The sequence below is a fragment of the Apibacter muscae genome, assembly GCF_007845595.1.
Taxonomy (GTDB): Bacteria; Bacteroidota; Bacteroidia; order Flavobacteriales; family Weeksellaceae; genus Apibacter; species Apibacter muscae.
The window spans coordinates 303,303-328,558 of sequence record NZ_SELI01000023.1 but is presented as its reverse complement, the minus strand read 5'-3'; the positions used below and the strand labels follow the sequence as shown (position 1 = coordinate 328,558).

General features: G+C 29.7%; 24 protein-coding genes and 3 tRNA genes. 18 read left to right on the top strand and 9 right to left on the bottom strand.

Features of this window, described 5'->3' with window-relative positions:
- Window positions 1-27 precede the first annotated feature (27 nt).
- The 10 genes from fucP (at window position 28) to odhB (ending at window position 12,282) form a co-directional block, all read left to right on the top strand.
- Window positions 28-1,314 carry an L-fucose:H+ symporter permease gene (fucP, locus tag ETU10_RS10270; RefSeq protein WP_146312025.1) on the top strand — a complete coding sequence of 429 codons (1,287 nt, stop codon included), beginning with the start codon at window positions 28-30 and terminating at the stop codon, window positions 1,312-1,314.
- A 10-nt stretch (window positions 1,315-1,324) separates the two neighbouring features.
- Window positions 1,325-2,182, top strand: coding sequence for a sugar phosphate isomerase/epimerase family protein (locus ETU10_RS10265; protein ID WP_146312023.1), 858 nt, complete (start codon window positions 1,325-1,327; stop codon window positions 2,180-2,182).
- Between the two features lie 115 nt (window positions 2,183-2,297).
- Complete coding sequence (locus ETU10_RS10260) at window positions 2,298-3,167, top strand: outer membrane protein assembly factor BamD (protein WP_146312021.1); 870 nt, start codon at window positions 2,298-2,300, stop codon at window positions 3,165-3,167.
- 19 nt (window positions 3,168-3,186) lie between these two features.
- Window positions 3,187-3,504, top strand: coding sequence for a DNA-directed RNA polymerase subunit omega (locus tag ETU10_RS10255; RefSeq protein WP_146262845.1), 318 nt, complete (start codon window positions 3,187-3,189; stop codon window positions 3,502-3,504).
- Window positions 3,505-3,513: 9 nt separating this feature from the next.
- Window positions 3,514-4,716, top strand: a complete 1,203-nt coding sequence (gene coaBC / locus ETU10_RS10250) for a bifunctional phosphopantothenoylcysteine decarboxylase/phosphopantothenate--cysteine ligase CoaBC (RefSeq protein ID WP_146312019.1) — start codon at window positions 3,514-3,516, stop codon at window positions 4,714-4,716.
- A 13-nt stretch (window positions 4,717-4,729) separates the two neighbouring features.
- Window positions 4,730-5,635: a type IX secretion system protein PorD gene (gene porD, locus ETU10_RS10245; RefSeq protein ID WP_146262847.1), complete on the top strand. Its 906-nt coding sequence runs from the start codon at window positions 4,730-4,732 to the stop codon at window positions 5,633-5,635.
- A gap of 5 nt (window positions 5,636-5,640) precedes the next feature.
- The gene (gene recN / locus ETU10_RS10240) at window positions 5,641-7,293 is read left to right on the top strand and encodes a DNA repair protein RecN (RefSeq protein WP_146312017.1); all 1,653 of its coding nucleotides are present in this window, start codon (window positions 5,641-5,643) and stop codon (window positions 7,291-7,293) included.
- An 82-nt stretch (window positions 7,294-7,375) separates the two neighbouring features.
- Window positions 7,376-7,924, top strand: a complete 549-nt coding sequence (locus tag ETU10_RS10235; protein WP_146312015.1) for a hypothetical protein — start codon at window positions 7,376-7,378, stop codon at window positions 7,922-7,924.
- A gap of 350 nt (window positions 7,925-8,274) precedes the next feature.
- Entirely contained in the window at window positions 8,275-11,037 is a 2,763-nt protein-coding gene (locus tag ETU10_RS10230) for a 2-oxoglutarate dehydrogenase E1 component (protein ID WP_146312013.1), read from the top strand.
- A 9-nt stretch (window positions 11,038-11,046) separates the two neighbouring features.
- Window positions 11,047-12,282, top strand: a complete 1,236-nt coding sequence (gene odhB / locus ETU10_RS10225) for a 2-oxoglutarate dehydrogenase complex dihydrolipoyllysine-residue succinyltransferase (RefSeq protein WP_146312011.1) — start codon at window positions 11,047-11,049, stop codon at window positions 12,280-12,282.
- A gap of 49 nt (window positions 12,283-12,331) precedes the next feature.
- On the opposite strand, the gene pheS is transcribed toward odhB, so the two are convergent.
- The gene (gene pheS, locus ETU10_RS10220; RefSeq protein WP_146312009.1) at window positions 12,332-13,351 is read right to left on the bottom strand and encodes a phenylalanine--tRNA ligase subunit alpha; all 1,020 of its coding nucleotides are present in this window, start codon (window positions 13,349-13,351) and stop codon (window positions 12,332-12,334) included.
- Between the two features lie 225 nt (window positions 13,352-13,576).
- On the opposite strand from pheS, the gene glsA reads away from it, so the two are divergent.
- Window positions 13,577-14,557, top strand: coding sequence for a glutaminase A (gene glsA, locus ETU10_RS10215; RefSeq protein ID WP_146262853.1), 981 nt, complete (start codon window positions 13,577-13,579; stop codon window positions 14,555-14,557).
- A 57-nt stretch (window positions 14,558-14,614) separates the two neighbouring features.
- On the opposite strand, the gene ETU10_RS10210 is transcribed toward glsA, so the two are convergent.
- From ETU10_RS10210 to ETU10_RS10200, 3 genes are all read right to left on the bottom strand, one after another.
- Window positions 14,615-15,076, bottom strand: a complete 462-nt coding sequence (locus ETU10_RS10210; protein ID WP_146312007.1) for a YtxH domain-containing protein — start codon at window positions 15,074-15,076, stop codon at window positions 14,615-14,617.
- Between the two features lie 96 nt (window positions 15,077-15,172).
- Complete coding sequence (locus ETU10_RS10205) at window positions 15,173-15,814, bottom strand: HD domain-containing protein (RefSeq protein ID WP_146312005.1); 642 nt, start codon at window positions 15,812-15,814, stop codon at window positions 15,173-15,175.
- Between the two features lie 47 nt (window positions 15,815-15,861).
- Complete coding sequence (locus ETU10_RS10200) at window positions 15,862-16,389, bottom strand: hypothetical protein (protein WP_146312003.1); 528 nt, start codon at window positions 16,387-16,389, stop codon at window positions 15,862-15,864.
- Window positions 16,390-16,566: 177 nt separating this feature from the next.
- Between ETU10_RS10200 and priA the strand changes: the two genes are divergently transcribed.
- Complete coding sequence (gene priA / locus ETU10_RS10195) at window positions 16,567-18,990, top strand: replication restart helicase PriA (protein ID WP_146312001.1); 2,424 nt, start codon at window positions 16,567-16,569, stop codon at window positions 18,988-18,990.
- 3 nt (window positions 18,991-18,993) lie between these two features.
- Here the strand turns inward: priA and pdxH are convergent, their stop codons facing one another.
- Complete coding sequence (gene pdxH / locus ETU10_RS10190; protein ID WP_146262857.1) at window positions 18,994-19,641, bottom strand: pyridoxamine 5'-phosphate oxidase; 648 nt, start codon at window positions 19,639-19,641, stop codon at window positions 18,994-18,996.
- Window positions 19,642-19,684: 43 nt separating this feature from the next.
- Between pdxH and ETU10_RS10185 the strand changes: the two genes are divergently transcribed.
- Window positions 19,685-20,227, top strand: a complete 543-nt coding sequence (locus ETU10_RS10185) for a YqgE/AlgH family protein (RefSeq protein WP_146311999.1) — start codon at window positions 19,685-19,687, stop codon at window positions 20,225-20,227.
- Between the two features lie 154 nt (window positions 20,228-20,381).
- Window positions 20,382-20,687: a hypothetical protein gene (locus tag ETU10_RS10180; RefSeq protein ID WP_146311997.1), complete on the top strand. Its 306-nt coding sequence runs from the start codon at window positions 20,382-20,384 to the stop codon at window positions 20,685-20,687.
- Between the two features lie 86 nt (window positions 20,688-20,773).
- Here ETU10_RS10180 and ETU10_RS10175 read toward each other — a convergent pair whose 3' ends face one another.
- From ETU10_RS10175 to ETU10_RS10165, 3 genes are read right to left on the bottom strand one after another with little or no spacing between them, the layout of a single operon-like run.
- Window positions 20,774-21,715, bottom strand: coding sequence for a YihY/virulence factor BrkB family protein (locus ETU10_RS10175; RefSeq protein ID WP_146311995.1), 942 nt, complete (start codon window positions 21,713-21,715; stop codon window positions 20,774-20,776).
- A gap of 57 nt (window positions 21,716-21,772) precedes the next feature.
- Window positions 21,773-22,204, bottom strand: coding sequence for a copper resistance protein NlpE N-terminal domain-containing protein (locus ETU10_RS10170; RefSeq protein WP_146262861.1), 432 nt, complete (start codon window positions 22,202-22,204; stop codon window positions 21,773-21,775).
- Window positions 22,205-22,207: 3 nt separating this feature from the next.
- On the bottom strand, window positions 22,208-23,554 hold the full coding sequence (locus ETU10_RS10165) for a dihydrolipoamide acetyltransferase family protein (RefSeq protein ID WP_146311993.1): 1,347 nt from the start codon (window positions 23,552-23,554) through the stop codon (window positions 22,208-22,210).
- 171 nt (window positions 23,555-23,725) lie between these two features.
- Here ETU10_RS10165 and ETU10_RS10160 point away from each other — a divergent pair, with 171 nt between their 5' ends.
- Window positions 23,726-24,109 carry an RNA-binding S4 domain-containing protein gene (locus tag ETU10_RS10160; protein ID WP_146311991.1) on the top strand — a complete coding sequence of 128 codons (384 nt, stop codon included), beginning with the start codon at window positions 23,726-23,728 and terminating at the stop codon, window positions 24,107-24,109.
- Here ETU10_RS10160 and ETU10_RS10155 read toward each other — a convergent pair.
- Window positions 24,106-24,618, bottom strand: coding sequence for a shikimate kinase (locus tag ETU10_RS10155; RefSeq protein ID WP_146311989.1), 513 nt, complete (start codon window positions 24,616-24,618; stop codon window positions 24,106-24,108). The two genes, ETU10_RS10160 and ETU10_RS10155, sit on opposite strands and share 4 nt — an antisense overlap.
- A 103-nt stretch (window positions 24,619-24,721) precedes the next feature.
- Between ETU10_RS10155 and ETU10_RS10150 the strand changes: the two genes are divergently transcribed.
- The 3 genes from ETU10_RS10150 to ETU10_RS10140 all read left to right on the top strand — a co-directional run bounded on the left by ETU10_RS10150 (window position 24,722) and on the right by ETU10_RS10140 (window position 25,028).
- Window positions 24,722-24,794: transfer RNA gene (locus ETU10_RS10150), tRNA-Lys, on the top strand.
- 37 nt (window positions 24,795-24,831) lie between these two features.
- Window positions 24,832-24,904 (top strand) — tRNA-Lys (locus ETU10_RS10145).
- A 40-nt stretch (window positions 24,905-24,944) separates the two neighbouring features.
- Window positions 24,945-25,028: transfer RNA gene (locus tag ETU10_RS10140), tRNA-Leu, on the top strand.
- Window positions 25,029-25,256 lie beyond the last annotated feature (228 nt).

Here is a 25,256-nt window from a genome sequence, read left to right as displayed (position 1 = left end):
TCAATAAACTAAAACCAATCATAAATCATGAACAAAGATTCTATTAATTCGTCCAACAGCCAAAAGTTAATGCTAATCCCATTAGTATTAATAATTTCCCTGTTTTTTTTATGGGGGATGGCTAATAATTTAAACGATATACTTATCAGCCAATTTAAAAAAGCCTTTCAATTAACCGATTTTCAATCCGGTTTAGTGCAATCAGCGTTTTATTTAGGTTATTTCTTTTTTGCTTTGCCTGCTTCCATGGTACTAAGAAAATACAATTATAAAACTGGAATTATTATAGGACTACTATTATTTTCATTAGGGGCTTTTCTTTTTTATCCTGCGGCACAAAATGCTACTTATGGTTTTTTCTTATTTGCTTTATTCGTTATAGCTAGTGGATTGGCATTTTTAGAAACGGCAGCAAATCCTTATGTTACCATATTGGGCTCACCACAAACGGCTGCTTTTAGGCTAAATTTAGCACAGGCCTTTAACCCTATCGGGTGTATTACAGGGATTTTAGTGGGGCAGTATTTCATCTTTTCAGGAGTAGAACACGACGAAGCTACTTTAAGCCAAATGTCTCCCTCTGGGATTGAAGCTTATTATAAATCTGAAATACATGCGGTTGAAACTCCCTATCTAGTAATTTCAACAGTGGCTTTACTATTTTCCATCCTGTTTGCTTTGGTGAAATTTCCTAAGATACAAGAACAAAAATCGGGCAAGAAAGATTCATTATTTTCATCCTTGTCTCATTTATGGAAAATCAAACACTTTAAATTAGCTGTTTTTACCCAATTCTTTTATATGGGTGCACAAGTTTGCATATGGAGCTTTATGATAAGATATGCCAAATTTTCGATCCCTGGAATTAGCGATTTTGAAGCGGCACATTATTTAACGTTTTCACTAATTGCTCTTACGGTTGGAAGATTTGCCGGAACCTTTTTCATGAAATACATAAAACCAAATAAATTATTGGCTATTTATGCTATCATCAATATTGTTCTGGTTTTCATTGGAATTAGCTCTCCGAATCTTATAGGAGTTTGGGCTTTGGTTATATCCAGCTTTTTCATGTCAATAATGTATCCAACAATATTTTCTTTAGGGCTAAACCAACTGGGGAATGAAACCAAAACTGCTTCTTCAATTTTGGTAATGGCCATTGTAGGAGGTGCAATATTAACGGCAGTAATGGGTTTTGTATCAGACATTACAAGCATTTCAATGGCTATGATAGTACCTTTGGTCTGCTTTGTGTTAATTGCCCTATATGGTCTTTACGGTTACAAAGTAAAAAACAGTATAAAATTATAAACTACCTAGTATGATAAAAGCACGCATTGGAGCATCAATCCTTTCTTGGATACCGCCATCTTGGAAGGCAGATGCGGGATTGTATGCCATTCAACAAGCCTCAAAATCAGGTTTTGATTTAATTGAAATCTTATTGCCCAATTCAATGGATTTCGATGCGCCTACAGTTAAAAAACAATTAAAAGATAACCATATTGAAGCTGTTTGTGGGTTAAATTTATCTAAACCTTATCATATTCCTACCCACCCTAAAGAAGCTATAAAATTAATACAACAAGCCATAGATAAAGCTGCTATTTTGGAAGTGGATTATTTAGGAGGGGTTTTACATTCTGCTATTGGAGTTTTTAGTGGAAAGCCTAGAACTTCAGAAGAAGAAACTATACTTTTAGAGGTCTGGGGTGAATCTGCAAAGTATGCGGAAAAGTTTAATATTAATATAGGCATAGAGCCGATCAATCGATACGAAAGCTACATTTGTAACCAAGCGGAGGATACGTTGCAACTGATAAAAAGAGTAAAAGCAACCAATCTTTTTCTTCACTTAGATACTTTTCATATGAATATCGAAGAAACCAGTTTTTATGATCCAGTGAAAAATTCAGGAAAATGGTTAAAACATATTCATATGACAGAGAACGATCGGGGGATTTTGGGAGAAGGTTTGGTTAGATGGGATGATTTATTTAAGGGATTGAATGAAATCAATTTTGAAGGAAACTTGGTTCTTGAAAATTTTTCTTCTTCGGTTGCTGGTATGGCTGAAGCGGTATCGCTATGGAGACCATCAAAATATAAGGCAAACGAATTAGCCAATAAAAGCCTTTCATTTATAAGAGAAAAGATGGAAGAATTTAATAGAAACTAAAAATAAAGCTTGAAAAATTCAATTATTGAATAATATTTAAGTTAATTATAAGTTTAAATTCTTGAGCCTTTGTTTATTTGTAAATAAGATGGAAAAGGTATAACTTTGCAAGCGAATGAAAAAAATTATTTTTATTTTAACAGCTTCTACTTTACTATTAAATGTTAGCTGTGAAAAAAAATTAAATCGAGCATTAAAAAGTTCTGATAAAGGGTATGTCTTAAAAATTGCGGAAGAGTATGAACAAAAAAAGAAGTACCCACAGGCGATAAGTTTGTATGAGTATGCAAATAAATTAGTAGTTGGTACGGACGATGCACCGGAAATTGCCTATAGAAATGCACAATTAAATTATTTAGACGGAAATTATAGATTGGCTGCCCATCAATTTAAAACCTTTTTATCGACGTATCCACAAGATAAAAGAGCTGAAGAAGCAGCTTATATGTCTGCCTTTTGTTATTATAAAGATTCCCCGGACTATAATTTAGATCAATCCAACACAAAAAATGCATTAAAAGAGTTACAATCTTATATCAACAGATATCCAAATTCTGATAAAATTGTGGAATGTAACCGAATGATGGATGAACTCACCCATAAACTAGAGAAAAAAGCCTTTGAGAATGCCGTAACTTTGTATAAAATTACTGAATATAAAGGGTCAATAGTGGCTTTCAATAACGTTTTGGATGAATTTCCAGATACAAATCTTAGAGAAGAAATTCAAATCTATTTGCTAAGAGCAAAAACAGAATTGGCGGTAAACTCAGTTCACCGATTAAAGAATGATCGTTTGAATGATGCCGTTTTATCCTATACAAATTTTGTGAAAAATTTTCCACAATCGGAATATGTTAATGAAGCACAAAGACTAAAGAATCGTTTAGAAAATGCTAGAGAAGATTTTGATAGCAAAGAAAAAAACATAGAAGAGTCTAAAAATAAAAAAGACTCTGATAAAGAAAGAAAAAAAATAATTTAATATCCATACCTACTAAAAAATGAATTTGAAAGAATTAAAAGCGCCATCCAATACAATTACCTTCAATAAAGAAAATATTGAAAATAAAGTTGGAAACATTTATGAGGCTATAGTAATTATTGGGAAAAGAGCAGAACAGATCAATACTATTATAAAAAACGATTTAAATCAAAAGTTAGACGAATTTGCTTCAAATAGTGATTCCATGGATGAAATTTTTGAAAATAGAGAGCAAATTGAAGTTTCAAAATATTACGAAAAATTACCAAAACCAACTTTGATAGCTATTCAAGAATGGTTAGATAATGAAGTTTATTTTAGAAAAACAGACGAATAATTTTATTTTATGTCGGTTTTAATAGGAAAAAAAGCATTGCTTATAGTAACTGCTGGTATTGCTGCTTATAAAACCGCTTTTCTTGTAAGGCTTTTTATTAAAAAAGGGGTTGATGTACAAGTAATCATGACCCCAGAAGCCCATAGTTTTATAACACCGCTTACCTTAGGTACGCTTTCAAAAAACGAAGTTTATACAGAATTTTTTAGTACGTCCACGGGTAAGTGGAACAACCATGTTGATTTAGCTTTAAAGTCTGACTTTATTATTGTTGCTCCAGCAACTACAAACACACTTTCCAAAATGGCAAATGCTCTTGCGGATAACTTAGCATTAACCACTTATCTATCTGCCAAATGCCCTATATTTTTTGCTCCTGCCATGGATTTAGATATGTATTTAAATCCTAGTAATCAAAAAAATATTAAGACTCTTCAAGATAAAGGTGATATATTAATTCCTCCCAATCGTGGAGAGCTAGCCAGCGGTCTAGAGGGAGAAGGTAGAATGGCAGAGCCAGAGGAGATTGTTACTTTTATTGAAGAATCTTTTAAAAAAAATTCCATTTTCAACCATAAACGAATCTTAATAACCGCAGGACCTACCTATGAGTCTATAGATCCGGTGCGCTTTATTGGTAACCATTCCTCAGGAAAAATGGGTTTTGATTTAGCCAAAGAGGCTGAAAAATTAGGCGCTGAAGTAATTTTAATCTCAGGTCCAAGCCATGAAACAATACCTTTATCAAGTTCAATAAAGCTAATAAATGTTACATCTGCTCAAGAGATGTTTGAATCAGTATTTCAATACTATGATGAAGTGGATATAGCTATAATGTCTGCTGCTGTGTCAGATTACAGAGTTGAAAAAGTATCTACTACTAAAATTAAAAAAGTAGAGGAAACTCTTCAGTTGAATTTAGTCAAAAATAAGGATATTCTTTTCACTATGGGAGAAAAGAAAAAAAATCAAATGCTAGTAGGTTTTGCTTTAGAAACCAATGACGAGGAAATGAATGCACTGCATAAACTAAAGAAAAAAAATTTAGATATAATAATTTTAAATTCCTTGCAAGACCCCGGCGCAGGTTTTAAATCTAGTACGAATAAAATAACTATTTTTGATAAGAATAAAAATAAAACTTCTTTTAATTTAAAATCTAAAGAAGAAGTAGCTAAAGATATTCTTAATTATATATTCAGCAAAATATAAAATATAATTTACAATGAAAAAAATTCTGAGCTTTTTTATAGTTTTTATTGCATCTTTATCTACCTATTCGCAAGAATTGTATGCAGATGTAATTGTAAACTATGATAAAATTGCCGGATCCAATACTCAAGTATTTAATACCTTAAAAAAAGATTTAAAGGATTTTATCAATAATACTAAATGGACCGACGGAGGTACACTTTCTCTACAAGAAAGAATAAAATGTACCATTGGTATTACCATTCAAGAAAAAGTTTCCAATGAATTTAAAGCAACTATTTTCATTCAATCTGGAAGACCGGTATACAATTCCAACTATATCACTCCTTTATTAAATTTTCAAGACACTCAATTTAAGTTTACTTATAATGAATCTGAGAATCTAATATTTAATGAAAATAAATTTAGTGGCAAAAATTTAACGGATGTGATAAGCTTTTATGTTTATATGATTTTGGGCTACGATGCAGATTCCTTTTCAAGAAGAGGCGGAACCAAATATTTTGAGAAGGCAAAAAAAATAGCAGATAATTCTATCAATCAAGGCTATGATGGATGGAACACTTTTGAGGGACCAAAAACTAGGGGTAGTATAATTACAGATCTAATAAACAATAAATCCAATACACTTAGAGATGTATTTTACCAATATCATCGTTTAGGTTTAGACTTAATGGCGAATAATGAACAATTAGCAAAAAATAATATTGCAGAAAATTTGTTATCTTTAAAAGCCTATACCAATAACTATCAATTTTATCCCTTAGATAATTTTTTTATTGCTAAAAGAGAAGAAATAAAAAATATTTTTTCTGCGGGGCTACCAACAACTAAAGTTAATTTAGCAGAATTAAAGACCTTGTTGGAAACAATTAATCCCATAAATAGTAAAGATTACTGGAATCAAATTAAAAACTAAAGATTATGTTAAAACATTTATCAATTCGCAATTATGCGTTGATAGATCATCTTAATTTAGATTTACCTAATGGCATGATTACAATAACTGGTGAAACCGGTGCAGGTAAATCTATTATGTTAGGAGCATTAAAATTAGTTTTAGGAGAAAGAGCAGATCTAAAATCACTTAAAAATTCGGATGAAAAATGTATCATTGAAGCTGATTTTTTAATTAAAAAAAATAATTTTTTATCTTTTTTTATAGAACATGATCTTGAATTTGATGAAAATACAATAATTAGAAGAGAAATTTTACCTTCAGGCAAATCCAGAGCATTTATTAATGATAGTCCAGTTACTTTGGATATTCTTCAAAAATTGACCTCTCGTCTGTTGGATATTCATTCGCAGTTTGAGACTGCTCAACTATTAAATGAGAAATTCCAGCTAGATTTATTAGATCATTTTTCATCTCTACAAGAGGATAAAAATGAATATGAGAAAATATTCACACAATACCATTTAGAAAATAGAAAGCTTCAAGAGCTAAAAGATAGATTGTTAACCGGTTCTAAAGACCAAGAATATTCAAAATATCTATTAGAGGAATTAGAAAAAGCAGAATTGGATGAATTGCAGTTTGATGAATTGCAATCTAATTTTAATTTAATGAAAAATTCTGAGTTTTTGGCTCAAATTTTATCCGAAAGTAAACAAATCATAGATAATGAAGATGTTGGGCTTTTACAACAAATTCAAGTTATTATATCTCGCATGGATAAAGCTTCCCAGGTTTCCATAGATGTAGAAAAGCTTTTAGAAAGAATAAACGGTATAAAAGCTGAATTGCAAGATATTTCATTTGAAAGTGAAAACCTGCTTGAAAAATTAGAGCTTGATCCAATAAAATTTGAAGAATACAATCAAAAAATTAATCTTATTCATTCCTTACTTTATAAGCATAAAGTTTCAGATATTAAAGAATTAATAACTGTTCGTGATGATTTAGCCAAAAATCATTTAGATTTAGAACAAATAGAATCTTTAATATTCGAATCAGAAAAAAAGATTGAAGAATGTACAGAAATACTAAGTAAAAGAGCCAAAATTTTAAGTTCTAAAAGATTGGAAAATGCACCGGTATTAGAAAAAAATATTTTAAAAATTCTTTCTAATTTAGGTATGGATAAATCACAAATTGAAATTAAAGTTGATCCCTTAAAAGATTTTACTCCTTCTGGAACAGATAAAGTTTCAATCTTATTTTCCGCCAATGTTGGTATGCCCATTCAGCCAATAGTCAAGGCTATATCAGGGGGGGAGCGTTCCCGAGTTATGTTAGCCATAAAAAAAATTATGGCAGAAAATGTGGAATTACCTACCTTAATTTTAGACGAAATTGATACCGGAGTTTCAGGAAGAATTGCCAATGAAATGGGTAAGTTAATGCGTGATATGTCTAAATCTATGCAAATAGTTACAATTACGCATCTACCTCAAGTAGCCGCTAAAGGAAAAGTACAGCTAAAAGTTGAAAAACAGGAAAATATGGGTAAAACAACTACCGGAGTTAGAAAGCTATCAGAAGAAGAAAGAATTGAAGAAATAGCCCAATTAATTAGTGGTTCTGATGTTACAGAGAGTGCAAGACAGCAGGCAATAGAGCTGTTTAAATAAATTATATTTTTATAATTTATATTCCTATTAAATTATGGCATAGAATTTTAATTAACTATTGAAATTTAAAATTCTCTTTTGCATGAAAAGATTCCTTATTCCTGTGATATTTCTATTCTCAATTGTAAGCTTCTCTCAAGAAATATACTCAGGAGAATATAATACTAAATTTTATTTGTTTTTAGGCAGTTATCAAGGAGTGGATATGAAGATGTTATATACTATGAACAAAACTATACAATGGATAAATATAGATAGTGCAAATTTAAATCAGGTAGGAATACTTTCTCCTGTTGATTTTATTAAAACAATATTGTCTAATCAATTGTATTTTCAAGTAAACAGTATAGAACAATCCCCATGGACTGCGCAAATTAAAGACAATTCCTTTTATATAAATGATTTACAGAATAATTTTACTAAAGAAATACCCATACATATAAATTTTAATGATCCTACTATATATTTATCCTTTGAAGATGATAATAAAAATCTTAAAGGTTCAATAAAAAGAATATCACAAGAAGAAAGCAATTCTTTATGTTCTTCTGAGGAAATTCCTTTATGGAAAACTACATTTACCTTCAATAATAGAACTTATGAAGGATGTACCTACATAAAGAATAATTAATTCATATAAATTTCTCCAAACGGATAAGAATAAGCAGTTAAAAATAATCTTTATTTTATATTAATTTATAACAATTTTTTCACAGTTATTTATAAATTATTAAATGTTAAATTATTGTTTTTTATGAATTTTAAGTATTTATAAGGTTAGAATTTTTAAATAATTATTAATTTATGATATAAAAAAAAGGAGAATTATATGAAAAACAGATATCTATTTATTTAGATGTTAATTAATTGATATTCAATCAATTAAAATAACTAGATCAAATACTTTGCAGGTATAGTTAAAATTATTAGATTTGAGCTAAACATAAAACTAAATTTGACTAGTTACTTAAAATAAAATAAATGGATCAATTCTCATTCTTAAATGCAATACATTCTGAATATATTGAGGAACTTTATCAAAAATATTTGTCTTATCCTGACAGTTTAGAACCTAGTTGGAAAGCTTTTTTCCAAGGTTTTGACTTTGCAAATACAAGTTATGAAGGGAAACAAATAATAAATGAAGAAAAAAAACAGTTCATTGTTGATAATCATACGGGCATTTCTGAAGACGTTGTAAGAGAATTTAAAGTCATAAATCTTATTAACGAATACAGAATGAGAGGGCATTTTTTTACTAAAACTAACCCTGTCCGACAAAGAAGAACTTATACCCCAACTTTAGATATTGAAAATTTTGGATTAACTACAGAAGATTTATCTGTAAAATTCAATGGTAAAATTATAGGCCTAGATCAATACTATACACTTGCAGAAATTATTCAACTACTAAATAAGGTTTATTGCAATTTCATAGGTATAGAATACATGTATATACAAAGTCCAATTGAAATACGTTGGATTCAAGAATGGCTTAAAAAAGGTTTTAATCAACCACAGTTAAATTTAGAAGAAAAGAAAAGAATATTAAAAAAACTTTCGCATGCCGTAGCATTCGAAAATTTTCTTCATACCAAATTTGTAGGTCAAAAAAGATTCTCTCTAGAAGGTGGAGAAACTTTAATACCTGCACTTGATGAAATTATTAATAATTCCTCTGAATTGGGAGTTGAAGAAATTGTAATTGGTATGGCACATAGAGGTAGACTAAATGTGCTAGCCAATATATTTAATAAATCTTATTCGCAAATATTTACAGAATTTGAAGGAAAAGATTATGTAGAAAATATTTTTTCCGGAGATGTTAAATATCATTTAGGTTCCTGTAATAAATACAATACAAAAAAAGGCAAAGTAGTTAATATTAGTCTAGCTCCTAACCCCTCACATTTAGAAACGGTAGATGCCGTGGTTGAAGGAATTGCAAGAGCAAAAGCAGATCATAATTTTAACGAAGATTATAGCAAAGTTTTACCTATACTTATACATGGAGATGCAGCTATCGCTGCTCAGGGAATAGTATACGAAGTTCTTCAAATGATGAAGTTAGACGGTTATAAAACTGGAGGAACCATTCATATAGTAATTAATAATCAAATTGGTTTTACTACTAATTATTTAGATGCACGTTCAAGTAGCTATTGTACGGATATAGCAAAAACTGTTCGTTGTCCAGTATTGCATGTAAATGCAGATGATGCGGAAGCGGTAATACATGCGGTTCGATTTGCTTCAGAATACAGAAGTATATTCCATAAAGATGTTTTTATAGATCTTTTAGGATATAGAAAATATGGACACAACGAAGGTGATGAGCCTAGATTTACGCAACCTAAGCTATATAAACTAATTGCTAAGCACCCAAACCCGAGAGAAATTTATAAAGCAAAACTTGAACAAGAAGATGTTATAACTCCAGAACTAATCGCTGAAAGTGAAGAGCAATACAAACAACTTTTAGACAAAAATTTAGAAGATTCAAGAAGTATGGACACAACAAAAGTTGAATTGTTTATGCAACAAGAATGGAAAAATTTTGATAGAGTAGGTGAAAAGGAACTTTTAAACCCGACGGATACCTCATTCCCCATCGATGAGTTAAGGCAGATAGCAAAAGTGATAACTCAAGTTCCAGAGAATAAAAATTTATTTAATAAAATTCAGCGATTACTCAACCAAAGAAAAGAAATGGTAGAAGTAAGTAATTCCATAGACTGGGGAATGGCTGAATTACTTGCCTATGGAACCTTATTGATGGAAGGACATACGGTTCGTTTATCAGGGGAAGATGTAGAAAGAGGAACTTTCTCTCATAGACATGCGGTTATTAAGACAGAAGATACAGAGGAAGAAATAATTACCCTCAATCAACTAAATACACAAGCAAAATTTTATATTTATAATTCACTACTTTCTGAATATGGTGTTTTAGGATTTGAATATGGTTATGCCATGACTACACCCTATTCTTTAACTATATGGGAAGCCCAATTTGGCGATTTTGCTAATGGAGCTCAGATAGTGATCGATCAATATTTATCAGCAGCAGAAGATAAATGGAAAATGCAAAATGGATTAGTTATGCTACTCCCTCATGGATTTGAGGGTCAAGGTGCAGAACATTCATCGGCTAGGATAGAGAGATTTTTATCTCTATGTGCCAACGGAAACATGTACGTTATCAATTCAACTACTCCAGCCAACTTTTACCATGCAATTAGAAGACAATTAAAACCTAATTTTAGAAAACCTTTAATAGTATTTTCTCCTAAAAGCCTATTAAGGCATCCCAAAGTTACTTCCACTCTAGAAGAATTGGCAGAGGGCAGTTTCCATGAAGTTATTGACGATCCAAGTTCAAATGTAACAAAAGTTACAAGATTAGTCTTTTGCTCAGGAAAAATTTATTATGATCTGTTAAAGAAAAAAGAAGAGCTTATGGATGAGAAGGTAGCTCTAGTTAGAATTGAACAATTGTATCCTTTACATTGGGAAAAAATTTATCAGATATTAGATAAATATGAGAATAAAAAAGAATTTTACTGGGTACAGGAAGAACCTGAAAATATGGGAGCATGGTGGTATATTTTGAAAGAGTTTAGGAAATTTGATATTGATGTTATATCTCCTAAGGCTAGTAGTTCACCTTCCCCCGGTTCTCATGATCGATATATAAAAATACAGAAATCTTTAATTAATAGCGTATTTAACAATATAAAATAAAAATTAATAATGATACTTGAAATGAAAGTTCCCTCACCGGGAGAATCAATAACTGAAGTAGAGATAGCGACTTGGCTGGTTAAAAGCGGAGATTACGTAGAAAAAGATCAAGCCATAGCTGAAGTAGATTCAGACAAAGCAACCTTAGACCTTCCGGCAGAAGCATCGGGCATTATAACCTTAAAGGCTGAGGAGGGAGATACAGTACAAGTGGGACAAGTGATCTGTTTAATAGATACAGATGCAGAAAAAACCAATGAAACTCCAGAAAAGTCAATAGAAGTATCTCAAGAGAAATTGAATGAAAATACTAAATCTGTATCCCATTCAGTTCCAAATCCTGAACCTAAATATAATTCCTATGCAATTGGAGAAGCTTCCCCTGCAGCAAAAAAAATACTGGAAGAAAAAAATATAGCTCCATCAACCATAAAAGGAACTGGGAAGGATGGAAGAATTACTAAGGAAGATGCAATTAAGGCAGCCGTTCCATCCATGGGAACCTCTGCAGGAAATGGTGCTAGAACTGCCCAATCGGTAAAATTATCTGCTTTAAGAAGAAAAGTAGCTGAGCGTTTAGTTAGCGTAAAAAACGAAACGGCAATGCTAACTACTTTTAACGAAGTAGATATGAGTGAAATTTATAGATTGAGAAATGAATTTAAAGAAGAATTTAAAAATAAGCATGGAGTAGGGTTAGGGTTTATGTCATTTTTTACTTTAGCAGTGGTTAGAGCATTAAAATTATATCCAGACGTAAATTCAATGATTGATGGTAATTATAAAACATCTTATGATTATCAAGATATAAGCATAGCAGTTTCAGGTCCTAAAGGACTTATGGTTCCTGTACTGAGAAATGCAGAAACTATGACATTTAGAGGAGTGGAACAAAATATAAAAGAACTAGCTTTAAAAGTTAGGGATGGAAAAATAACTGTTGATGAAATGACAGGAGGAACTTTCACAATTACGAATGGGGGAGTTTTTGGATCTATGCTTTCAACACCAATTATAAATCCACCCCAAAGTGCTATTCTAGGAATGCACAATATTGTAGATAGGCCCATAGTTAAAAATAAACAGATTACTATTGCACCTATGATGTATGTGGCATTGTCTTATGATCATAGAATCATTGATGGAAGAGAGTCTGTTGGATTTTTAGTTGCTGTAAAAGAAGCTGTGGAAAACCCTTTGGAATTCTTAATGGATAACAATCCACAAAAAGCCTTAGAGTTATAAGAATAAAAAAACCGATAATTCAATTATCGGTTTTTTCTATAAATATTTATTAATATTCTGTGCTAAATTGTTTTAACATTCGAATATCATTTTCTGTAAACATTCTAATATCACCAATTTGGTACATGAGCATTACGATTCTTTCTATTCCCATTCCAAAGGCAAAACCACTATATTTTTCAGGGTTAATATTGACATTTTTTAAAACATTCGGATCAATCATTCCACAACCTAAAATTTCTAACCATCCTGTACCCTTAGTTATTCGATAATCGGTTTCAGTCTCTAATCCCCAATAAACATCAACTTCTGCACTAGGTTCTGTAAAAGGAAAATAAGAGGGTCTCATTCTTATTTCAGATTTCCCAAAAAGTTCCGAAGTAAAAAATTGTAAAGTCTGTTTTAAATCAGCAAAAGATACATTGGTATCTACATATAAACCTTCAATTTGATGAAACATACAGTGAGAACGAGAAGATATATCTTCATTTCTGTAAACTCTCCCCGGAGATAAAATCCTAATAGGAGGTTCATTCTTTTCCATATAGCGGATTTGAACAGAAGAGGTATGTGTTCTTAAAACTAAATCTGGATTCTTATCTATAAAAAATGTATCCTGCATATCTCTAGCTGGATGATGTTCCGACATATTTAATGCGGTAAAATTATGCCAGTCGTCTTCAATTTCAGGACCATCAGCTACAGAGAATCCAATTTTCTTAAATATGCTTATAATCTTATTTTTTACAACACTTATGGGGTGTCTAGTACCCAAGTTAAAGGGATAGCCTGGACGTGTTAAATCCAATGTATCACTAGTAGGTTGTTTACTAAAATTATAATTATCTTTTAATGAGTTAATTTTATCATTTACTAATTGTTTTAAATGATTGATTTGCTGTCCGAACTCCTTTTTAGTGTCATTAGGGACTTCCTTAAACTTTTGAAATAAATCATTCAATATACCCTTTTTACCTAAAAATTTAATTCTAAAATTTTCTAATTCTTCAGGATTTTTCGGATTAAATTCTTCTACTTCTTTTAAATAATTTTTGATATTATCTATCATTGTTATAATTTCTTTAAATAAAATTTTTAAATATATGTGGGCTATGCAAAAATACTAAAACTAATAGATTATTTTAGATAAATATTTGAAATTAATAAAACATAATTTTTTTGATTTATCACGTATTAGCTAAAAAAACACTTGAAATAAATAAAAATTTTTAAATTTTTTATGTAAATTTTAAATAAATATTTATTTTTATGCTAAAATAAATTGTATAAACGTATGAAAAAATTATTCTACATTCTATTTCTACTTGTTTTAGTGCCTAAATCAGGTTTTGCACAGGGTTCTAAGATTGATCAGTTACTATTTTCAACCTTAATTGAAAGTAAAGCCTACATAGATAAAGGTAAAGTTGCTGATTATATTCCTGAATTGAGTAAAGCTAACAAAAATTTAGTGGGAGTTGCATTGGTAGATTCCTTAGGAAATTTACATACCAAAGGAGACACAAAAAGTAAATTTACTATGCAAAGCATCTCAAAAGTAATAGCCTTAATGCTAGCAGTGGAGGAAAGAGGTGAGAAATATGTTTTTGAAAGAATGGGTTATTATGGAACAGACAAACCATTCAATTCATTTGAAGCTTTGGAATATAGACATAAACCTTTAAATCCGATGATGAATGCAGGTGCAATAGTTACAACAGCTTTGATTAAAGGGAAAGATGATGAAGCTTATAAAAAAATCCTGGAAAGAGTAAGATATATTACTAAAAATGAGGACATAAATATCAATGAAGCGGTTTATCAATCTGAAAAGGAAACAGGCAATAGAAACAGAGGAATGTTTTACTTACTAAAGAATTTTGGATTGTTTGATGCTGAAAATGAAGAAAGCTTAAACAACTATTTTAGACAATGTTCCATTGAAGTAAACGCAGAGGATTTAGCCAAAATTGGATATTTTTTCGCCCATAATGGAACTAGATTTGACGGTGATAAAACATTTTATAACCCAGAAATCAGTAAACTAATTAAATCCATCATGCTAACTGCTGGAATGTATGATTATAGCGGGGAATATTCAAGTAAAATTGGAATTCCTTCTAAATCCGGTGTTGGTGGAGGAATTATGGCATCTGTGCCAGGGAAAATAGGCATTGGTACTTTTAATCCTTCTTTAGATGAGCAGGGGAACTCCGTACCTGGATTATATATTATGGAAAAGCTAAGTAAAGAACTTAATTTAAGTATTTTTTAACATTTACATAAAAAGCAATAAAATTTTTAAAATTTTATTGCTTTTTTCCAATTATTTTTACTGGATATTTTTCTTAAGATCTTTTAATTCGTCCTCTGCTTTGTTTAATGCGCAATTGGCTTGTTCTTTAGTTTTATCTTTTAAATCTTCAGCTTTATCTTCTGCTGAGTCTAATAAGTCTTTGCCTTTATCTTTTAAATCTTCAACCTTATCTTTAGCTGAATCAATAAGATCTTTACCTTTATCCTTTAAATCATCAGCTTTATCTTCAGCAGAATCTGTAAATTCTGAAACTTTATCGCTGATTTTACTAGTTATTTCACTAGCTTTATCCGATATTTTATCAAAAAAAGAAGAGATAGAATCTTTGAAATCGTTTGATTTACCCTCAACTGAATTTTTAACGTTTTCTGTCAGTTGTCCAGCCTTAAATGCTTCTTTAATAATGGTTAAAGCTTTTTCTGCCTGCTCTTTCGTTAATCCAGTTTCCTTTTCTAACTTTTCAATAATTTTGTCCATAACTTTAATATATTGAGATTTGATTTTATCTTATTAAGAGCAAAAACTAAACCATATATTAGAAATTGTTTAAAATCTTATCTATTAGAAAGGTTTCTAATTCTTAATTTCATCCATAAATTCATTTAAAAATAATATCATGAACTCATGTCTTCGATGGGCTATGGATTTAGCCGTATCAGTATTCATCAAATTTTTAAGTTTTAATAGTTTTTCATAAAAATGCATAATAGAACTAGAATTATTATTTTTATATTCTTCCTTGGAATTATAAATATTCAAATTATCATCCGGATTATAAATTTCTCTACCTTTATTTCCTCCATATGCAAAAGCTCTGGCAATACCAATGGCTCCCATAGCATCTAATCGGTCTGCATCTTGAACAATTTTAGCTTCAATAGAAGATGGTGGTTGATTAAATCCGCCATTGTATGAAACTTCAGAAATAATTTTTAGTATGTCATCGATAAACTTGTTATTAAACTCCATGGACTTTAGTAAAGGAAAAACTATTTCTTTAGTTTTATCAATGCCGTTATGCAGTTTATAATCACCAATATCATGCAACCAAGATGCAATAATTACTTTTAAATTATCGGCAGATTCATTAAGCATAATTTTTTGAGCATTATTTACCACTCTTACAATATGCCAGTAGTCATGTCCAGAATATTCATTATACAATCGGTTTTTAACAAAAGTTTTTATATAATTTATTTTATCTAGTTCATTCATATATAAAATTGAATTTTAAATATTATAAATATATTGGGGTATGATTTTTATTTTATACGATACATCATAAATGTAATGGTGTAAAACCAAAGATTAAACAATAGGGTATATGTTAGACCATAAATCATGCTTAACCCTAAATTTTTTTTACATTTTAAAGAATTTTTTAAAACTATACTCAAAGATTTAAAGAAAATCCAATAAAGCATTATAATGAATAAAAATATTGCGATATGAAAGTGGTTATCTATGGTAGAATAAATTGCCACTAGTATAATACTGCTTAAAATCCAATATAAGATTTTATCTAAACAATTATTAGGAATCACTGTAAGCCCATAATTTTTATTTGATGGAGTAGGTGTATTTTTACAAAATAATCCTTTAAATAATCCAATAGTAATAAATAAAAATATTACTGGCGAAATTATACTTCCAGTAAATATAGCATTTTCAATTAAAGAATGTTCCTTTTTTATGGGGTAAATATTTAGACATAGAATTGTTATAATTAATACTATTAAAGAGATAAATATGGTAGATTTATAGTCAAATAAATAATGTAATATTTTCATAGTTGTTTAATTGAAGAATAGTAAAGTTAATTGTTTAAATGTTTAAACGAAAGAATTGAGCAAAAAAATATTCTATTATTTAAATATTTTTTAATTGGTTGATCTTTTAATACATACGAAGGGCAAAATATTAAATGAATTTAAAACGTATATTTGAATCTATAATATTTTAAAAGGGTGGAGTTTGTTAATGTAATTTTGCCACTCCCTATTAAAGGGGTATTTACATATCATGTACCTAAAGTACTTGAAAATAGTCTACAAATTGGGCAAAGAGTTGTCGTGCCTTTTGGTGGAAAAAAGTTATACACTGGAATCATTTTAGAAATTCATAAGATAAAACCCGAGCTCTACAAGACGAAAGAGATTTTTACAATATTAGAAAATGAAGCATTTGTTACTATAAGCCAGTTAAATTTCTGGAAATGGATATCAGAGTATTATCTATGTACCTTAGGAGATGTTTATAGAAATGCTTTTCCAAGTGCTTTAAAATTAGAAAGTGAAACGTATATAAGAAAAACGGGTCACGAGATAATATGGGAAGAATTGGATGAAAGAGAAATATTTGTAATGCAGAATTTAGAAGTTAAAACTTCCATCGATTTAAAGGAAATTGAATCATTTATTTCTAAAAAACATATTGTTCCTACCATAAAATCATTGTTTGAAAAAAATTTGGTTGAGTTGGATGAGCAAATCATTGAAAAATATAAACCTAAGCAAATGGTTTATTTGGATTTGAATCCAGATTTTAAAAATTCTGAAATTTTTAAGCGAGCGCTTTTAGAAATTGATAGAGCACCCAAACAAAGAGAAGCCTTCTTAGTATTTATTCAATGGCAACAACAGAGAACTAGTCATATAGGAAAAAGAGAGCTTGTGGATAGATTCTCTCCGGCTGTTGTAAAAGGATTGATAGATAGAAATTTTTTAATCGAATTTCAATTGCAGATTGATAGAATTGAAGATTACGACGATAATATAGAGGATTTTAATGAGCTTTCAGAGGCTCAGAACCAAGCCTTTCATGAAATCCGTAATCAGTTTTCTAAATATAACACAGTTTTGTTACAAGGAGTTACATCCTCTGGTAAAACAGAAATTTATTTTCACCTGATTGATGAACAATTAAAATTGGGTAAGAATTGTTTGTTACTATTACCGGAAATTTCAATTACTACGCAATTAGTTACTAAAATTCAAAAAAGATTTGGCAATGAAGTAGGGGTTTATCACTCAAAACTAAACCAGAATGAGCGGGTTGAAGTTTGGAAAAATACATTGAACAATAAATACAAAATTTTAATCGGAGCTAGGTCAATAATTTTTCTTCCTATTCAAAACATAGGATTAATTATTGTAGATGAAGAGCACGACAGTTCTTATAAGCAAAGTGATACTTTGCCCTTATACAATGCTAGAGATTGTGTGCAAATTTTAGCCCACCAATTCAAGGCTAAGGTGTTACTTGGTTCGGCAACACCGTCCATGGAAAGCTATTACAATTGTGACCAAGGTAAATTTGGTTTTGTGGAACTAAATCAAAGATTTGGAGAAATAAAATTACCTGAAGTTGATTTGGTTTCATTACGTACACCAACCATTACCCCCAATATTTCTTATGAATTGTACGAACAAATTAAAATTTGTTTAGAAAATAAAAAACAAGTTATACTTTTTCATAATCGTAGAGGGTTTTCACCCATACTAGAATGCAATCAATGTGGCCATTCGCCCACCTGTCCCAATTGTGATGTTTCATTGACCTATCATAAAGTCTCTTCAACCTTGCGTTGTCATTATTGTGGAAATACTCGGGCTTTGCCTCAAACATGTCCTAGTTGTCATTCCCATTCATTGGAGACTAAAGGAATCGGAACACAGCAGATCGAAGAAGAAATTATACATTTATTTCCAGAGGCAAGGGTAGCAAGAATGGATGTAGATACCATGAAAAGAAAACATGCGTATGAAATACTATTTGAAAAAATGCACCTCCATGAAATAGATATATTAATAGGGACGCAAATGGTTACCAAAGGTTTAGATTTTGATTCTATACAATTGGTTGGAGTTATACGTGCGGATTCATTATTGAATTTCCCAAATTTTAGAGCGGAAGAACGAACCTTGCAATTGTTAACCCAAGTAAGTGGAAGAGCAGGAAGAAGAGAAGCGGGTAAAGTTTTAATACAAACTTTTGATCCTGAAAATCCTTTATATTTATTCATTCAAGAAAACAATTACCATTTAGCCAAGGATACTATCTTGCAAGAGCGGAAGGAATTTTTATATCCCCCGTATTATCGTTTAATTGAGATTACCTTTAAACATAAAAAACAAGACAAAGCAAAGAAAACGGCTACATTTGTAGTAGAATATTTAAGGAATTTTATACAAGAACCTTTTATATTAGGACCTGAGGAGGGGCTAATTCCTAGGATCAACAATTATTATATATATAAAGTACTGTTGAAGCATCCTGCAAATAAATCAACCAAAAATTTAAAATTTTTTATTGAACAAAGTTTAACAAAAGTTGAATCCGTCCAAGCCTATCGATCAGTGAAGATTACCATTGATGTAGATCCCTTATAAATATTAAGGAGCTAAACGTTCTATTTTCCATTCAAAATTATCTAACAATGTATATAATATACGATCGTGCAATCGATTGGGTCTTCCCTGCCAAAATTCAATTTGTTTAGGTCTTACTAAATATCCACCCCAGTTATTGGGTCTCTCAAGTTCATTTAAACTCTTAGTTTCTTCTTCTAAAACTCTTAATTTTTCTTCCAGAAATTCACGGTTGGGAATCACTTTACTTTGCTGAGAGACTATTGCTCCTAATTGGCTTCCTCTAGGGCGAGAGTGAAAATAACCATCAGATAAATTCGCTGATAATCTCTCTGCGCAACCATTTATAATTATTTGTTTCTCTAACCGATCCCAATAAAAATTTAAACAAACATTATTGTTTTCTTCAATGGCAGTACCTTTACGGCTTTCGAAATTAGTAAAAAAAATAAATCCTTCCCAAGTAAATTTTTTAAGTAAAACCATACGGGTGCGTGGATTTTTTGAATCTTCAATAGTTGAAACAGACATAGCATTGGGTTCTAAGATCAAATCGTGACTTTTTGCAAGTAAGTACCAGTCTCTAAATAATTCCATAGGATTATCTTTTAGATCTAATTCCAAAAGTTTTCCGGAATTGTAAATTTTTCTTAGGTTGGATAAATCTTCCATTATTTAAAATATGTATTTTTACTTCATGTAAAGATATTTAAAAATGAGTTATAAGGGTAATTTATTAATTGCTAAGCCTGGTTTGAATGATGAATATTTTTCAAAATCTGTTATATATTTAACCGGAGATGATCCATTTAAAGGTTCTGTGGGGGTTGTTTTAAATAAGTTGTACGAAAAAAAGTTAAATGAGATAATCCCAGAAATTGATTTAGACATGGATGTATATATGGGAGGTCCCGTGAATCAAGATCACTTGTTTGTCATACATTCAAGACCAGATCTAATTTCAAAAGGTACATATATAGGTAAAGATTATTATTGGTCGGGCAATTATAAAGAAATTACTTTAGCACTTAAAAATAAGTGGATTGAAAATGATGAAATTCGTTTTTTTATAGGCTATACCGGGTGGAAATATAAACAGTTGAGAACTGAAATAAACAATAAGGATTGGATGGTTTTGCCCGATAAAGATCTAAATATTTTAAAATGGGAAGATAATCTTTGGAAAAATAAATTAATAAAAGCTGATAAAAGGAATATTATATGGGTAAATTATCCTACGAATCCGTTATATAATTAATAAAATTGAATATTCTAATCAACTATTTTTCAAAAGAATTTAAAATTTTCGTTTAATTAAATACATTATAATGTTATTAAAAACCATCACTAAAATATTAATTATTGTAAATCTATTTATTATTTCTTCATGTCATTCTACTAATATTATGAATATGAATAAAGTAGAAAAACATACATTAAAAGAAAAAATTGATCATTACCAATTTACGGGTATAGTAATAAATAATGAAAAGAGTATTTCTAAGGGAAATAAACAATTGCATATTTTAAAAATTCAAATCACTAGTTCAGTGAATGAAAATTTACAACCTAATACAATTATCTACGCTGTTGTCGATAGGAATAATTTATTAAAACCAGAAATTAATAGAGAGTATGTTTTTAATGGAAATGGGAGCTATACATCTAAACTAGGCAAACACTATATAAAAATTATAAAAATTCAGGATTTAATCTAAAAATCTAGACATAATTGAGAAAATTTTTAAAGTAATCCTTTTAATTTATCTTTAAATAATAATCATTATGTAGTTAAAATTTATTTTCAAACCTTATCCTTAATGAAACTCCTGTTAAATTTAGCTTTTCTTATTGCAATGTTCAATTCATAACCAATTAATATAAAAGTTACAGATAGGTTTACCCATATCATAAGCATAAGCATCGAGCCAATGGAACCGTATAGAACATTAAAGCGAGTAAAATGGGTTATGTAATAACCAAATATATAAGTACATATAGGAAATAGAAGGGTGGTTAGTAAAGCACCAGGAATGACTTCTTTAAATTTTAATCGAGCAGTTCTACCCCAATAATAAAGAAAACAAGTTCCAAAGAAAAATATTATTGAAGATATAATATAATTAAAAATGTTAATTATTGTTCTAAATTCTATGATATTGAATGATATAGAATATTGAAAGAGCCTTAAAACTATTTCACTTACATAGAATAATAGTAAAGAAACAATTAAAAAGATTGAAAAAAATAATATAATAAATATGCTTAAAAAGAATGACCGAAAACCTTTAAATTCTATGGGATCATGATTGTTAACCGATTTGAATCCTGTGATTAGCGATCTTATTCCGTTGGAAGATAATATAATAAACAAAAGAACGGATAACAATAATAAATAAATATTTGGTCTATTTAAATGATTATTTACAAGTAGTATACGATCATTCATGTATCCATTTACAATATCAAAAATATTGGGAGGTAAAAGTTTTTTTAATAAGAAATCATAAATCAAATGCTGGATTTCGTCGTAATAAGGTAAGTAACTGATAAAAAGTAAAAAAAATATTAAAAAAGGAAAAAAACTCATAAATACATTCCAAGAAGCAGCTGCAGCTCTATATCCAATCGCACCTTTAGTTATTCCTTGAAAACAGATTTGAAGAATTTCATACAATGAAATTCCATTAATCGATGAAATTTTAATTCTTTTTAAATATTGCTTAACACTCTCCAATATATTCATAGCATACTATTTAGACTATTTAGTACTTATAAAACAACTAATAAGTACTAAAATTATCTATTCCTTAACTAAAACCTCATCTTCAGCAATATTTAAAGAATTATCAAATAGGAAATAAAGTTTATTCTTTTGCTTTAAAAACTTAAAATGATTTTGATCTAAAGAAATAATTGAATCTTTAGAATTCCAAATATACCTACCATTTAAAAGGGTTGTATTTTTCCGACTATCTTCTTCATCAGCCAAATGAATTAATAAAGAATATTCGCCATTATTTTTTAAAGTTAGTTGTACATTCTCACAATCATCACAGGAAATAACTCCATTATATGTTCCAGTTATAACATCTAAATTTGAGATATTTTTATCCTTTTTTTGTATTGAATTGAGTGAATCTAAAGCAATGGTTGATTCATGAACTGAATTTTTTTTACAACTTAGGATACTTGTAAATATTATTATAAAAAAAAGTAGTTTATATCTAGCCATATTTTATATCTCAGTATTAAGATCAAAATCCTCTAAATAATCAGAAATTCTTTTTATAAACATCCCCCCCAAAGCACCATCAACCACACGGTGATCAAAAGTATGAGATAAAATCATTTTATGTCTAATTCCAATTAAATCACCTTGAGGAGCTTCAATAACCGCTGGTTTTTTCACTATACTTCCTATGGCAAGTATTGCTACTTGAGGTTGATTAATAATTGGGGTTCCAGCAATATTTCCAAATCCTCCAATATTACTTACGGTATAAGTTCCTCCTTGAGTATCTTCAGGATTTAATTTATTTGTTCTTGCTCTGTTAGCCAAATCATTAATCTTCCTGGCCAAACCAGAAAGACTTAGTTGATCAGCATTTTTTATAACAGGTACAATTAAGTTTCCGTTAGGCAAAGCAGTGGCCATACCAATATTTATATTTTTTTTCTTAATGATGGTAGAGCCTTTAACAGAAATATTAATCATTGGAAAATCTTTAATCGCTTTAACTACCGCTTGTATAAAAATGGGTGTATAAGTTAATTTTTCCCCTTCCTTTTTATAAAATAAATCTTTAAATTTATTTCTCCATAATACAATATTGGTAACGTCCGTTTCTACAAAAGAGGTAACATGCGGGGCTATTTGTTTGCTCCTGAGCATATTTTCAGCAATCAGCTTTCGCATTCGGTCCATTTCAAAAATTTCATCCGATTCAGAAGATGAAACTATAGTCTTAGTAGATAAATCATTGATTAATGAATCGGAAGGAGTTTCACAATCCCTAGAAATAATTTTAGACTCTATAATAGATACCTTTTCAGTAGAAGAAATCTCACTTCTATTTTTAAGATAAGTAAGTATATCTTCTTTAGTAATACGCCCGTTTAAACCAGTTCCAACTATACTCTGTCTCTCAGATTCAGAAATATTTTCTTGCTCACAAATTGCTCGGACTAATGGGGAATAATAATTATCTTTTTTCTTTTCAGTGTTTTCAATGGAAGAAGTATTGTGTACTAATGGAGATTCTAATTGTGCAATTATTTCTTCTTCACTACTTTCAATCAATGTATTGGAGCTTATATTATTGCTATTACTGGAAGAATCATCTTCAACTTCTAAAATAGCAAAAGCTTCCCCAATGTCACAGACTTCATTAACATCTTTTAACTTCTTTATAAGTTTACCTGCTCTAGGAGTTGGTACATCGGAATCAACTTTATCTGTTGCTATTTCAACAATAATTTCGTCTTCATTAATAAAATCACCTTCATTTTTTACCCATCGGGTTATTGTTGCTTCTATAATTCCTTCCCCCATTGGAGGTAAGGTAATTTTATATTCACTCATAATATACAATTAGCCGTGCAAAATTAATGAAAAATTATGATTTGAATAAAAGATAAATACTTTGCATATATTTAATTGTTAATCAGTATTTTATGATAATTATAAAAATATTATTTTACCAATTCAAAATATAATATTTATTTTTAGTATAATTTTTGTAAATAAAATACAATGAGAATAGATAAATTTTTATGGTGTATAAGAGTATATAAGACTAGAGCAATTGCTACAGAGGAATGTAAAAAAAATAGAATTTCATTAAATGAACATGTAGTTAAGCCTTCAAAAGAGGTTAATAGCGGTGAGATGTATACCATAAGAAAAAATCAAATTGATTATAAAATTCAAGTAATCCAAATCCCAACCAACAGAGTAGGTGCAAAGCTAGTTTCCTTGTATTGTAAAGATCTTACGGAACCCGAACAGTTAGAGTTGCTCCAAACAAGATTATCAACACAAAATTATTATAGACAAAAGGGAATAGGAAGACCTACCAAGAAAGATAGAAGAGATCTAGAAAGTTATATTTCTGATGATCTTTCAGAGGAAAATTAACTAGGTTTAGTTATATCTATAATTTCATTTACAATTGTAGGAACATCTTGATTTCCATTAATTTTATATTTTGCCCTTTCGTAATAAGGAAAGCGTTCAAAAATATGTTTAGCTATAAATTCTTCAAGATTTTGATCTTCAATACGAGAGATTAAAGGACGATGTTCTTTTTCTTTCATTAATCTATGTGCTAGTTCCTTAGGTGATAATTTTAAATAAAAAGAACAGCTTTTGTTATTTATTGTTTCAATGTTGTCGTAATAAACAGGGGTACCTCCTCCTAAACTAAGTACAATAGATTCTAAATTTAAAATTTCATGTAAATATTTTTTTTCAATTTTTCTAAAGTATACTTCCCCTTTCTTATAAAAAATCTCATTAATAGACATTTGTTCTTTACTACTAATATAAGAATCTAAGTCTATGAATTTTAGTCCGGTAATATCAGAAATTTCTTTTCCGATGGTTGATTTCCCACATCCCATATATCCAATCAATGAAATATTCATAAATCAAAAATTTTCACAAATATCTAATTTTTATTTATAAATGTTTGTATAAAAGAAAAAAGTATTTATATTTGCACTCGCTAAACGCAATTAGAATATAATTGACCTGGTAGCTCAGTTGGTAGAGCACAACACTTTTAATGTTGGGGTCCTGGGTTCGAGCCCCAGCCAGGTCACAATTTAATTCTAATTCAGTTTAAGTCAATCAAATTTGACCTGGTAGCTCAGTTGGTAGAGCACAACACTTTTAATGTTGGGGTCCTGGGTTCGAGCCCCAGCCAGGTCACTTAGCTTGAGTTTATCTCAAGCTTTTTTTATTTTAATAAACTCACGTGGTGGAATTGGTAGACACGCCATCTTGAGGGGGTGGTGTCCGCAAGGATGTGCCGGTTCAAATCCGGTCGTGAGTACTTATATTTTTTCTCCAAGATGAGATAAAATTGTTTAAATGTTTGTTCTATAATTTACTTTAATGCATCCGTAAATTTATTGATATATTACCTTTATTGTAATCAAAAATTTTTATCTCTGAAAATCTGATTTTTAAATTACATTAATGTTTATTTAAATTGAATATAGAATACATAAAATATAAGAAATTAAAGAATATTATTCATAAAAAACTTCAATATATTTTA